This window comes from Gammaproteobacteria bacterium (assembly GCA_016765075.1).
Classification (GTDB): Bacteria; Pseudomonadota; Gammaproteobacteria.
In genome coordinates this window covers 1-12,915 of the sequence record JAESQP010000077.1, presented here as the reverse complement: position 1 = coordinate 12,915, position 12,915 = coordinate 1, and the positions used below count along the sequence as shown (strand labels likewise).

The 12,915-nt window shown below is 45.9% G+C and carries 12 protein-coding genes; 5 read left to right on the top strand and 7 right to left on the bottom strand.

The window, feature by feature from the left end:
• Both serC and gyrA read right to left on the bottom strand, forming a co-directional pair.
• Positions 1–1,048 (bottom strand): 3-phosphoserine/phosphohydroxythreonine transaminase (serC, locus tag JKY90_04650; GenBank protein MBL4851555.1); only part of this gene is annotated, 1,048 nt, incomplete at its 3' end.
• 65 nt (positions 1,049–1,113) lie between these two features.
• Positions 1,114–3,714: a DNA gyrase subunit A gene (gene gyrA, locus JKY90_04645; protein MBL4851554.1), complete on the bottom strand. Its 2,601-nt coding sequence runs from the start codon at positions 3,712–3,714 to the stop codon at positions 1,114–1,116.
• 300 nt (positions 3,715–4,014) lie between these two features.
• Here gyrA and JKY90_04640 point away from each other — a divergent pair, with 300 nt between their 5' ends.
• From JKY90_04640 to JKY90_04625, 4 genes are all read left to right on the top strand, one after another.
• Positions 4,015–4,641: an OmpA family protein gene (locus JKY90_04640; GenBank protein ID MBL4851553.1), complete on the top strand. Its 627-nt coding sequence runs from the start codon at positions 4,015–4,017 to the stop codon at positions 4,639–4,641.
• A gap of 102 nt (positions 4,642–4,743) precedes the next feature.
• Positions 4,744–6,072, top strand: coding sequence for a TRZ/ATZ family hydrolase (locus tag JKY90_04635; protein MBL4851552.1), 1,329 nt, complete (start codon positions 4,744–4,746; stop codon positions 6,070–6,072).
• A 101-nt stretch (positions 6,073–6,173) separates the two neighbouring features.
• Positions 6,174–6,881, top strand: a complete 708-nt coding sequence (gene ubiG / locus JKY90_04630; protein MBL4851551.1) for a bifunctional 2-polyprenyl-6-hydroxyphenol methylase/3-demethylubiquinol 3-O-methyltransferase UbiG — start codon at positions 6,174–6,176, stop codon at positions 6,879–6,881.
• A 27-nt stretch (positions 6,882–6,908) separates the two neighbouring features.
• Positions 6,909–7,592, top strand: coding sequence for an HAD-IA family hydrolase (locus tag JKY90_04625; protein MBL4851550.1), 684 nt, complete (start codon positions 6,909–6,911; stop codon positions 7,590–7,592).
• Positions 7,593–7,609: 17 nt separating this feature from the next.
• Here the strand turns inward: JKY90_04625 and rmuC are convergent, their stop codons facing one another.
• From rmuC to galE, 5 genes are all read right to left on the bottom strand, one after another.
• Positions 7,610–8,980, bottom strand: a complete 1,371-nt coding sequence (gene rmuC, locus JKY90_04620) for a DNA recombination protein RmuC (protein ID MBL4851549.1) — start codon at positions 8,978–8,980, stop codon at positions 7,610–7,612.
• Positions 8,981–9,117: 137 nt separating this feature from the next.
• On the bottom strand, positions 9,118–10,056 hold the full coding sequence (locus JKY90_04615) for a GDP-L-fucose synthase (protein ID MBL4851548.1): 939 nt from the start codon (positions 10,054–10,056) through the stop codon (positions 9,118–9,120).
• Positions 10,057–10,061: 5 nt separating this feature from the next.
• Complete coding sequence (gene gmd / locus JKY90_04610; protein ID MBL4851547.1) at positions 10,062–11,168, bottom strand: GDP-mannose 4,6-dehydratase; 1,107 nt, start codon at positions 11,166–11,168, stop codon at positions 10,062–10,064.
• Complete coding sequence (locus JKY90_04605) at positions 11,165–11,509, bottom strand: VanZ family protein (protein MBL4851546.1); 345 nt, start codon at positions 11,507–11,509, stop codon at positions 11,165–11,167. Before JKY90_04605 ends, gmd begins: the two co-directional genes overlap by 4 nt.
• 147 nt (positions 11,510–11,656) lie before the next feature.
• Positions 11,657–12,634 (bottom strand): UDP-glucose 4-epimerase GalE, encoded by a 978-nt coding sequence (galE, locus tag JKY90_04600; GenBank protein MBL4851545.1) that lies wholly within the window; start codon positions 12,632–12,634, stop codon positions 11,657–11,659.
• 128 nt (positions 12,635–12,762) lie between these two features.
• On the opposite strand from galE, the gene JKY90_04595 reads away from it, so the two are divergent.
• Positions 12,763–12,915 (top strand): squalene/phytoene synthase family protein (locus JKY90_04595; GenBank protein MBL4851544.1); only part of this gene is annotated, 153 nt, incomplete at its 3' end.

Genomic DNA, 12,915 nt, shown 5'->3' with positions numbered 1-12,915 from the left:
TGACCAAGGCGTCAACGCCCTCCTCGGGCATCGCGTTATAAATACTTGCTCTCATGCCACCGACTGAACGATGGCCTTTTAATGCTACCAAACCCGCCGCTGCCGCTTCCTTAAGAAAAGCAGCATCCTTATCCGCATCTGCCAACGTAAATGGCACGTTCATTAAAGAGCGATTTTCCACCTTTACCGGGTTAGCATAGAAGTCACTGTCGTCAATCGCAGCATAAAGTTTTTGCGCCTTACGCTTATTGACTTCACCAACGGCTGCAAGGCCACCACGTTTAAGTAATGATTTAAATACCAAACCCGCCATATACCAGGCAAAGGTCGGCGGTGTATTCGACATGGAGCCTGCCGCCGCTTGCACTTGATAACGCAACATTGAGGGCGTCATAGTATTTTCTTTACCAATCAAGTCTTTACGTACAATAACCAGCGTTAAACCGGCAGGACCTATATTCTTCTGGGCACCGGCGTAAATCACACCAAAACGTGACACATCAATTTCTTTCGATAAAATCGTCGATGACATATCAGCAACCAAAGGCACTGAACCGGTGTCTGGAATATCGTGGAACTCAACACCACCAATGGTTTCGTTCGGCGTGTAATGTACATAGGCTGCATCGCTATCAAGATGCCAACTGTCAACATCCGGAATAGAGGTAAAATCACCCGCTTCACCTGTCGCTGCAACATTGACATCACAGTAGCATTTGCCTTCAGCAATGGCTTTTTTTGACCACATACCGGTATTGATATAATCGGCTTTGCGCTTATCACCTAAAAGATTGAACGGTACCGCAGCAAATTGCGTTGTCGCGCCACCTTGAAGAAATAGTATTTCGTAGTCGTCAGGGATCTGCATCAACTGACGCAGGTCAGCTATCGCCTCCTCAGCCAAAGCGACAAACTCCTTGCTGCGATGACTAACCTCCATCACCGACATGCCCGTGCCACGCCAATCTAATAGTTCAGACTCAACCTGCTGCAACACCTCTTGCGGCAAGGTGGCCGGACCAGCGCCAAAATTGTAGACACGCGACATTCTAAATCTCCATAATACTATATATTTAAGTGATAACTAATTGAAATTAAATGTTAATTCTATTTTTAATTGCCTTCGTCATTGTCTGCATCGACAGCTTCGTCACCGCCATCATCATGCCCTTCGTCGCCTTCATCGTTTAAGCTTTCAACTTTCTCAAGCCCAATCAATTGCTCGCCTTCAGCAACACGGATAAGACGAACGCCTTGCGTATTACGACCCAAGACAGAGATTTGATCGACCGCAGTACGCACCAAGGTGCCACCGTTACTGATGAGCATGATCTCATCGGCATCTGTCACCAATATAGCGCCAACAACGCTACCGTTACGCTCAGAGGTGCGAATCGAGATCACGCCCCGCCCGCCACGACCTTGTGGTGAATATTCGCTAACATCGGTACGCTTGCCGTAACCGTTCTCGGTTACTGTTAATACCTGCCCCTCTTCAGTGACAATAATTTGTGAGATCATGCGCTCGCCTGGCTGCATACGAATACCTCGCACACCACGAGCGGTACGCCCCATCGGCCGTACATTAGCCTCATTAAAACGAATGGCACGACCACCACTGGCGGTTAGCATGACATCACTGACGCCACTAGTAATGTCAGCACCAATCAAATGATCGCCGTCATTTAAACGCAAAGCGATAATACCGTTGGCACGTGGTCGTGAAAAATCAGTCAGCGGTGTCTTTTTAACCACGCCTTGTTCTGTCGCCATAAAAATATAGTGGTCTGCGTCATATTCGCGCACAGGCAACACTGCAGTGATGCGCTCATCCTCAGCTAACGGCAACAGATTAATGATAGGTCGGCCGCGCGCTGTTCTGCTGGCTTGTGGTAACTGGTACACCTTCTTCCAATAGACTTTGCCAAAACTGGAAAAACACAAAATCGTATCGTGTGTGCTGGCAACAAATAACTTATCGATAAAATCTTCATTTTTAACCGACGCTGCCGCTTTGCCGCGGCCACCACGACGTTGCGTGGTATATGTACTAACTGGCTGCGCCTTGACATAGCCACTGTGCGACAATGTCACCACGACATCTTCTTCAGTGATTAAATCACCAATGCTGAGGTCTTCATGCGTTGTCACAATCTCAGTACGGCGCTCATCACCGTATTGATCACGAATCGCCAGCAGTTCTTCACGAATCACTTCCATCAAACGCTCTGGATTTGCAAGAATAATCAAAAGTGCTTTAATTTTAACAATTAACTCTTTGTATTCGCTTGCTATTTTATCTTGCTCAAGGCCGGTCAAGCGATGCAGGCGGAGATCTAATATCGCCTGTGCCTGCGCTGCTGACAAGCGGTAGCCACCATCGACCAAGCCCAAACCATCGGCCAAATCATCAGGCCTTGTATAAGCCGCAGAAACTGCCTCTTGCAACATGCCAGTAAGATCAGCAGCACTCCAGGTTCGCTTCATTAAACCTTGTTTGGCCTCCGCCGGGCTGGCAGAACCTTTGATTAAAGCAATCACCTCATCAAGATTGGCAATGGCAATGCCCAGGCCTTCCAGAATGTGCGCACGCTCACGTGCCTTGCGTAATTCGTAGACGGTACGACGTGTTACCACTTCACGACGGTGACGAATAAAACACTCGAGAATTTGCTTAAGATTAAGCAGGCGTGGGCTGCCATCGACCAGCGCCACCATATTAATGCCGAAGACGTTCTGCAATTGCGTCTGTTGGTAGAGGTTATTCAGCACCACATCGCCTGACTCACCACGACGCAGCTCAATGACCACACGCATACCGTCTTTATCTGACTCGTCGCGAATTTCGGTAATGCCTTCGATTTTTTTCTCTTTCACCAGGCCAGCGATTTTTTGCTGTAACACGGCCTTGTTCACCTGATAAGGCAGCTCGGTAATGATAATGCGCTCTTTACCGTTACTTTCTTCTTGCACCTCGGCACGCGCGCGCACATAGATGCGGCCACGGCCGGTGTGATAGGCCTCGTAAATGCCACGCGCGCCGTTAATAATGCCCGCCGTCGGAAAGTCAGGGCCGAGCATATGCTGCATTAAACCTTCAATATCAATATCTGCATCTGCAATCAAAGCAATACAGGCATTAATCACTTCACGTAAATTATGCGCCGGAATATTGGTCGCTAAGCCCACCGCGATGCCTGATGAGCCATTGACCAACAAATTGGGGAAACGCGCTGGCAAGACAACCGGCTCGCTCTCAGATTCATCGTAGTTAAGCGCAAAATCAACTGTCTCTTTATCAAGATCAGCAAGCAGCTCGTGAGCAATGCGCTTCATACGCACTTCGGTGTAACGCATGGCAGCAGCCGAATCGCCATCGACCGAACCAAAGTTACCCTGACCATCTACCAACATGTAACGTAATGAGAACGGCTGCGCCATGCGCACAATGGTGTCGTAAATCGACGAATCACCATGCGGGTGATACTTACCCATGACGTCACCGACAACACGGGCTGATTTTTTGTGCGCTTTGTTGTAATCGTTGCCCTGCTCATGCATGGCATAGAGCACACGGCGGTGAACAGGCTTAAGGCCATCACGGACATCGGGCAAGGCACGCCCAACAATCACGCTCATGGCGTACTCCATGTACGATTGCTTCATCTCCTCTTCGATATTAATGGGGAGAACTTCTTTAGCAAACTCAGTCATGAATGTACGGTAACCTATTAAATTTATTAAAAAATACTTCACCATTGCAATAGAAGTATTGCAACATTTCGATCAATCTAAACGTTAGAGAAAATAAGAGTCCACGGTTTCTAGAAGGCCGCGTCTTAACCCCATAATTCTAGCACAAGCTGCCAACTCCTTCACCGAAAATTAACTCTGGGCGCGCTAGGATTACTCAAAACAAGACTGTAGAACGTTGCAATTTGACCGATAGTAAAAGAGTAATGTCCTAAATCTATAAAGACCGAATTATTGAACCGAACAGGCAAGACTAAAATTATGTCCAAAATTGTAGCCATTATCGCCACCATTCTTTGCACTGTGCTCACAACAGCCACCTTTGCCAAGCCAGTAAATAGCTTGCTCAAAGCGGCCATCAGCACGCCCATAAGCAATCAACAAACGTCAGCGCCCATCATCGAAGCCAGCGTTGATGAGCCGGTAGCGCCCACTCTCAATTCGTCAAACATCCGTGATATCGCTGGCAACAACAGAATATATAACGATGATGAACATGGCAATGGTTCTGCCACCATCGCCTTTGTTCATCTTACCAATATCGCCTTCGCTGGTGAGCAGGTCGAACTATCAAGCGAACAGACCCACGCTATCGACAAAGCCATTGCTCGCATTCAACATAATGGTGGCGCACAAAAAAGCGTCCTGGTCACCGCTCACGCCGATGACAACGGTGATGACAGCCAAAACCGTCAACTCTCACATGCTCGCGCCAGCAGCGTTGCCAACTATCTAAAAGAACAAGGTATCGTTGAACACGTTATTCGTACCCACAGCTTTGGTCGCTCACAACCGCGCGATGAAAACTGGACCGAAAGCGGTCGCCAATTAAATCGCCGCGTCAGTATCACACTCATTAATTCAGTGCCAGGCTCACCGTCAATTTAAAAAACGGTCTACCAAACCAACAATGGGGCTGACTAAAGCCAAGGCTCTCAACTAACATGGTTTAAACCGCTATACTGCGACCACACACAAAGTGGCAGCAATATGCAACAGGTCAGCTCTATTATTCACGCACGCTGGGTCATCCCGGTTGAGTCAAATATTCAGCAAACCAACGATCAAAGCCTTGATCATCATGCAGTCATCATTGATAACGGACGTATTCTCTCCATTCTTTCAAGCGATAAGGCTAAACAACAATTTCAGTCCAATAATGTTGTTGAACTCAAGCATCATGCGTTGATCCCTGGCCTTATCAATACCCATACCCATGCTGCTATGAATCTATTTCGTGGCATGGCCGACGACCTGCCACTCATGACCTGGCTTAACGAGCATATCTGGCCAGCCGAACAAAAATGGGTCGATAAAAACTTTATTCACGATGGCAGCATGCTCGCCATTGTTGAAATGCTACGTGGTGGCACTACCTGTTTTAACGATATGTATTTCTTTCCCGGTATCACCGCACAGGCAGCTATCAGTACCGGCATACGATGCAGTATCGGCCTAATCATGATGGATATGCCCACCGTATGGGCACAAAATGCCGACGAGTACCTGAGCAAAGGCATTGCCGTACACGATAGATTCAAAAACGAGCCACTCATCAGCAGCGCTTTTGCACCGCACGCACCCTATACCGTCTCTGACGAGTCGCTAAGCAAAATACGCACGCTTGCCGATGAAATGGATATTCCTATCCATATGCACATCCACGAAACAGCGGCCGAAGTCACGCAAGCCATTAGCAATCATGGCCAGCGCCCTCTGCAACGCTTGCATGAACTTGGCCTGCTCACGCCACGCTTATTAGCCGTTCATATGACCCAACTCAACGACGATGAAATTATCCTGTGCGCGGAACAAGGTGTGCATATCATTCACTGCCCCGAATCTAATCTAAAGCTCGCCAGTGGTTTTTGTCCTGTTGCACGCCTAATTGACGCAGGCGCCAATATCGCGCTTGGTACTGATAGCACTGCCAGTAATAACGACTTGGATATGTTTAGTGAAATGCGTACTGCCGCCCTACTTGCCAAAGGTGTTGCCAGTGATGCCAGTGTACTACCCGCAGCACAAGCACTCTACTGCGCCACCATGGGCGGTGCCAAGGCCTTAGGTCTCGATAGCAGAATAGGCTCACTAAGTGCAGGTAAATACGCCGACATAACTGCTGTAGACCTGAGTGATATTGAAACACAACCCATCTTCAACCCGATATCACATCTGGTCTACTGTGCAGGTCGCCACCAAGTTAGCGATGTCTGGGTTAATGGCCGTCGTCTTCTCAAGCAACGTAAGTTGCACCATATCGATATCAATGCAATACAACATCGCAATCAGTATTGGCAACAAAAACTGACGGTATAATTTTACCTCCTTTTATCCTACGCTACGATGTTGAAACTCTACCTTCGTGACGCAGTAATACCGCTAAACATTAACCCGTCTATATCACTTATAATTACCTCATGAACACACAAACCAATGTTGATCCCCAGGAATTGAATAAATTTGATGCCATCGCTGCACGCTGGTGGGACCCTGAAGGGGAATGCAAACCCTTGCACCGGCTTAATCCGATCAGACTACGTTTTATTGAAGAGCGTATTGCACTCAGCGGCAAACAGGTGCTTGATATCGGTTGTGGTGGCGGTTTATTGAGCGAGGCTATGGCTAGCTGTGGTGCCAAGGTGACGGGTATTGATATGGCTGCATCGCCACTTGCTGTCGCCAAACTGCATTTACTTGAGAGCGGCTGGACGGTTGATTATCAGCAGGCTTCTGCTGAGCAGTTTGCCGAACAACACCAAGGTGAATTTGATGTTATCACTTGCATGGAGCTACTGGAACATGTGCCTGAGCCAAGCTCGTTGATTGCGGCCTGTGCAACCATGCTGAAACCCGATGGTGAGTTATTTTTTTCTACCCTGAACCGTAATGCCAAAGCATTTATTCAAGCCATTATCGGCGCTGAATATCTATTAAAGTTACTGCCTAAAGGCACCCATCGTTATGATAGGTTTATTCGTCCCTCTGAATTAGCACGCTGGTGTCGTGAAGCAAACATTGAGCTTAAAACATTAAAGGGTATGGGCTACAACCCACTCACTCAGCAATTTAAATTGACTGATAATTTAAGTGTGAATTATCTGGCACATGCGCAGCCAATCAATTAATAATCAACAACACCCTTGTCACCATTAATGACTAAAAATCAAAGCGCGCGAGCTTATGATGCGGTATTGCTAGACCTTGATGGCACACTGGCCGATACCGCGCCAGACCTTGCCCAGGCGCTCAACCAAACACTGCGTTATTCCGGTAAAGATACACTGCCTTTTAGCACCATTCGTCCGCATGTGTCTCAAGGTGGGCTGGCTTTAATCAAGCTGGGTTTTGGTTTTGATGAAACGCACACTGATTATGCCAAAACGCGAGCCTATTTATTACAGTATTATCAACAGCATATTGCTCAACATACCACCTTGTTTGATGGCATGGCTGAACTGCTGGCGACACTTGAAAACAATGCCATCCCCTGGGGTATCGTGACCAATAAGCCTGGCTATTTAACGACACCATTAGTTAAGGCATTAGCGCTTGATCAACGCGCCAGCTGTGTCGTCAGTGGCGACACGGTGTCACACAGTAAACCCCACCCTGCACCGTTATTGCATGCCTGTAAAATAATAGGGGTGCAAGCCCAGCGCTGTCTCTATGTTGGTGATGCCAAGCGTGACATCGAAGCTGGCCACAATGCAGGCATGATGACTTTGGCTGCCGCCTTTGGCTATATCGGCGAGCACGATAACGTCACTGAATGGGGTGCAGACGGTATTATTAATTCAGCCAAAGAGATATTGGACTGGATTCACAATTGCAATTAAATAACCTACGGTAGTGATCAAGCACTATCGTTTTTATCTTTCCCTTCAACCAATTCATTCTCCATTTCTATAGGTAGTTTCTGGATATCTAAGCGAGAAACTTCGTATTCAAAGTGACGAGACTCTAACTGCGGCATATTCTTGCTGATCTTATTGGAGAATTGCGTGAAACGCTCTACTTTTCCCTGTAAACCTTGTTGACCCGAAATCGCAGTTACAGTGTCATTGTAATGTTTGCTAGCAGTGTTTAAGGTCTGACCTAGTTTTTGAAACCTCTCTGCGACTATGCAAACAGAGTTGTAAATGTCACCTGCTTTCTCACTGATTTCTCGCGCCTCTGTATTACTTTTATCTAGCATCCATAAATTTGCCACGGTACGAAGAATAGGGATTAGAGTAGTATGAGATACCAACACAATACTTTTATCGTAACCGTACCCAAATAACCCTTTATTATGTTTAAGTGCTTCGATATAAGCTGGCTCAATAGGCATAAACATCAATACAAAGCTAGGGCTATGCATACCAATAAGGTTGGTATAATCTTTAGCTTCTAGATCGTCAATATGTTTTTTTATTGATTTCACATGTTCGTCCATTGCCATGGTTCGTTCTTTTTCTGTTTCTAATGAGACGGCATTGTCATAAGCAAGCAGAGAAACTTTACTATCAATAATGATATGTTTATTGCCTGGCAATTTAACAAGGTAATCTGTTTGTTTTTGTTTGCCTGCTTGGTCTTTGAACGAAGATTGTTTTTCGTAATGTGCGTCTTCAATCAATCCGCTCATTTCTAGCGTGCGCTCTAATTGAGCTTCTCCCCATGCGCCGCGTTGTTGAGATCCGCCCTTAAGAGCTGAGGCGAGATTACTGGCTTCATCTCTCATCTTGATACCAACATCCATGATTTTTTTAATTTCCACTTCAAGGCTGGTATTACCTTTTATTGTTTCAGTATGTACTTCATTGACTCGTTTCTGGAAGTTAATGATTTGTTCTTGAAGCGGCTTAAGTAATGCACCTATACCTTCTTTATTTTGGTCATTTAATGCTTTTTGCCGTTCTTTAATTATCTCTTCAGAAACAACTTTAAATTCATTCTTGAGTTCATTTTTTTGTTTTTCGAATTGCTCCTTTAATGCTTCGATTTTTTCCTCTTCTGCTTTTAATGTGATCACATTACTGAGGAGATTCCTTTCCAAGCTAGAGATTTTTTTGTTGGACGAACCTAACTGGGCATTCAGGTTTGTTACGTTATCCTTATAATCATTAATTTGCTCGGTTTGTTGATTAATAATTTGACGATAGTGCCATCGAGCTATTAAAAAACTAGCAGCAGAAACAAATATTGCACCAATAATCGCAAAAACAATGGTTTCTATGCTCATATAAATATATCTACCCTTAGCACTGCCACATATAAAATAGCTACTGTCAAATTCACTCAAACCATTAAGAATATTACTTACTACATCTATTCTCTCTATGTGTCTTAAAAAGAACTCCAACAGCCAGAACAAACAAATCAATAATTATCTAAATACCACTGATAGGTCGCCGTAACACCTTCTTTTAAGGCAATATTTGCTGACCAACCGGTATTATTAATACGCGCAACATCGACCAACTTACGCGGCGTACCATCGGGTTTCGAGCTATCGTAAATAATCTCGCCCTTATAGCCGACCACCTCTTTGACCAAGGCTGCCAGATCAGCAATGCTGATGTCATGACCCACACCAATATTGACCCACTCATCTGTGTTGTCGTAGTTTTGCAATAAATGAACACATGCCGCAGCACAGTCGTCAACATGTAAAAACTCGCGTTTGGGTTTGCCAGACCCCCAAACGGTCACCGTAGGGTCGTTATTCTCTTTCGCTTCGTGGAACTTGCGCATCAAGGCAGGTAAGACATGTGAATTATTGAGATCGAAATTATCTCCCGGGCCATAAAGATTAGTCGGCATGGCAGAAATAAAACACGCGCCATATTGTTTTGCATAGGCCTGACAAAGTTTTACGCCGGCTATTTTGGCAATGGCATACCATTCATTGGTCGGCTCTAAGGGGCCGGTTAGCAAACATTCTTCTTTTAATGGCTGCTCAGCTAATTTTGGGTAAATACACGTACTACCCAGGAAAAGTAATTTTTCGACGCCTGATTCATAAGCGCCATGAATCAAGTTAGCTTCGATCATAAGATTATCGTAGAGAAATTGTGCAGGATAGACATCATTGGCGTGAATGCCGCCGACCTTGGCCGCAGCCACAACCACATGAGTCGGTTTATGCTGTTGATAAAACGCTTTTACGGCATGAGGATCACGTAGGTCTACCTCGGCACTGGTGGCACTGACAATATTGCTAAAGCCTTCGGCTGTTAACTTGCGAACAACTGCTGAGCCAACTAAGCCACGGTGGCCAGCCACATAAATAACAGCGTCATGAGATAATGATGTCATCAGCGTTATTCGAAGTGACTGAAGGTTTTGTAACCTTCGCGCCTACAAAGCTCATCTTTTTCTGCGTCACGCAAATCGCCACGCACCATTTCACTGACCATGTCTTCCAGGCTACACTCTGGCTCCCAACCAAGCTTTTCTTTGGCTTTTGATGGGTCACCCAATAAAGTCTCAACCTCGGTAGGACGAAAATAACGTGAGTCAACCTCAATCAATACCTCACCATTAGCTTTGTTGCGTCCTTGTTCATCAACCCCTTCGCCCTGCCAATCCAGTTGAATATCGATTTCAGCAAAAGCGGCATCAACAAATTGGCGTACTGACCATTGTTTTCCCGTGGCAATAACAAAGTCTTCCGCAACCTCTTGTTGCAACATCAACCATTGTGCCTTGACATAGTCACGCGCATGTCCCCAATCACGCAATGAGTCGAGGTTACCTAAATACAGTTTGTCTTGCAGGCCCAGTTTGATACGTGCAGCCGCTCGTGTAATTTTACGCGTGACAAAGGTCTCACCACGCAAAGGTGACTCGTGGTTGAACAAAATGCCGTTGCAAGCATACATACCGTAGGATTCACGGTAATTCACTACGATCCAGTAACCATAAACCTTGGCTGCACCATAGGGACTACGCGGGTAAAATGGGGTGGTCTCTGTCTGCGGGATTTCCTGCACCTTACCAAACATCTCACTGGTAGACGCCTGATAAAAACGGGTTTTCTTTTCCAGACCCAGTATGCGGATTGCCTCAAGCAATCGTAAGGTGCCGAGCGCATCAGAATTTGCCGTATATTCCGGTGTTTCAAATGATACGCCAACATGACTTTGTGCAGCGAGATTATAAAGCTCATCCGGCTGTACTTCTTGCACAATACGAATCAAGTTTGTCGCATCGGTGAGATCACCGTAGTGTAAAATAAACTTACGCCCAGTGTCATGGGGATCTTTATAAAGGTGATCAATACGATCCGTATTAAACGATGATGCACGGCGCTTGATACCATGAACCTCGTAACCTTTGCTGAGCAAAAATTCAGCTAAATAAGCACCATCTTGTCCGGTCACGCCAGTAATTAATGCAACCTTGCCTTCACCCGATAATTGACTCACTGTTGTTTCCTCTTCATATTGTTATCCTTTATATCGTTATAGGCCTGCCACATCCAGGCGACTAAAAACCCGGCAACGGCGCCTGCACCATCAGCAATCACATCACCAATACTTGAATCGCGGTTTGGAATCGTTGCTTGATACAATTCATCGCAAACACCAAGCAAAATCACCACCATCACAATAACAACCATGCTATTCCAGCTGAAGCGGTCATAAGTTGCTTTAGCAAGTAGCAACGCTAATACGCCATAGGCGACAAAATGCTGGATTTTGTCCAGTCCTGCAAATACCTGTGGCTGCCCACTGCCCGGCTGTGATGCTGACCAAAATATGGCCATCGCCCAAAGCAAAAAACCTATTGTAAAATGTCTACGATCTAATGTTAATGCTTGCACTCTATATCGTCATCGAAAGTAAAATCTTTGTATGAGGGTCTGCTAATCTGTTCAAAAGAGAAATACTGTAATCTAAATTACAAGCAACCCCTAGGAGGAATCTCGCTGATGCCAAGACCATGCGGTTTCAATCATCATTGATAATGACTCATATTGCGGTTGCCAAGCCAACTCTCGTCGCGCTTTTGTTGAGTCAGCAACTAACACAGCGGGATCACCAACACGACGCGGCGCGTCTACTACGTTTATTTTTTTGCCTGTCACCAAGCTTACCTGGTCTATCACCTGACGCACCGAAAAACCCGTGCTATTACCCAGGTTATAGAGATTACTCTCACCACCATCTAATAACTTCATCATGGCCTGGTAATGCGCCTGCGCTAGGTCATTGACATGAACATAATCTCTTAGACAGGTGCCATCCTCAGTTTCATAGTCATTGCCAAAGACACTAATATGCTCACGCAAGCCAGCGGCGACCTGTAACACCAATGGTATCAAATGGGTCTCTGGCTGGTGGCGCTCACCAATTGTCGCTGAGTCATCGGCGCCACAGGCATTAAAATAACGCAAACATATGGATTTCAGGCCAAAAGCAGCATCACAATCGCGCAACATACGCTCGACAGCGAGCTTTGTCGCACCATAAGGGTTAGTTGGATTTGTTGTTGTCTGCTCGGTAATCGGTAGCTCATCGGGCTCGCCATAAACGGCGGCTGTCGATGAAAAAATAAAATGCTTTATCTCATGGCGCTGCATCGCTGACAGCAAGTTGGCTGTGCGCGATACATTATTAGTATAGTATTTCAGCGGGTCAATCACTGACTCGCCCACCAACGATGAGGCGGCAAAATGCATGACCACATCAATATCACGACTGGCAAAGACAGTATCTAACAACGCTTGATCACCCAAATCACCTTCGATAAACTCACCAGCAGTCACTAAGTCTCGGTGTCCCGTGCTGAGATTATCAAGCACAGTAATAACTGCACCCTTTTTACCCAGATACTTCACCATATGTGACCCAATGTAACCGGCACCGCCAACAATCAGCACCCTAGGCAAATTACTCAATCAATCCTACTCCCGCTATAATAACGTGCAGAAAAACAACCACCAAATAAACTCGGTTATTTTTAAACTCGGCTCGGCTGCGCTATTCTTTAGCTTAGTCCATTCAAAGATCGTTATAAATGTCTGATTCTTTAAAAATTACACAAGCTTACGCCTTTTGCCAGAAAATGGCGTACGAACATTATGAAAATTTCCCCGTTGCCTCGCGCCTACTGCCTAAGGCTTTGCGAAAACCGGTCAGTGTCATCTACGCCTTTGCGCGTACAGCAGAT

Coding starts and splice junctions, on each gene's coding strand:
- rmuC (MBL4851549.1), bottom strand. CDS start 8,980: ATGAGCATAGAAACCATTGTTTTTGCGATTATTGGTGCAATATTTGTT.
- ubiG (MBL4851551.1), top strand. CDS start 6,174: ATGAACACACAAACCAATGTTGATCCCCAGGAATTGAATAAATTTGAT.
- JKY90_04635 (MBL4851552.1), top strand. CDS start 4,744: ATGCAACAGGTCAGCTCTATTATTCACGCACGCTGGGTCATCCCGGTT.
- JKY90_04605 (MBL4851546.1), bottom strand. CDS start 11,509: ATGGCCATATTTTGGTCAGCATCACAGCCGGGCAGTGGGCAGCCACAG.
- JKY90_04615 (MBL4851548.1), bottom strand. CDS start 10,056: ATGACATCATTATCTCATGACGCTGTTATTTATGTGGCTGGCCACCGT.
- JKY90_04625 (MBL4851550.1), top strand. CDS start 6,909: ATGACTAAAAATCAAAGCGCGCGAGCTTATGATGCGGTATTGCTAGAC.
- JKY90_04640 (MBL4851553.1), top strand. CDS start 4,015: ATGTCCAAAATTGTAGCCATTATCGCCACCATTCTTTGCACTGTGCTC.
- gyrA (MBL4851554.1), bottom strand. CDS start 3,714: ATGACTGAGTTTGCTAAAGAAGTTCTCCCCATTAATATCGAAGAGGAG.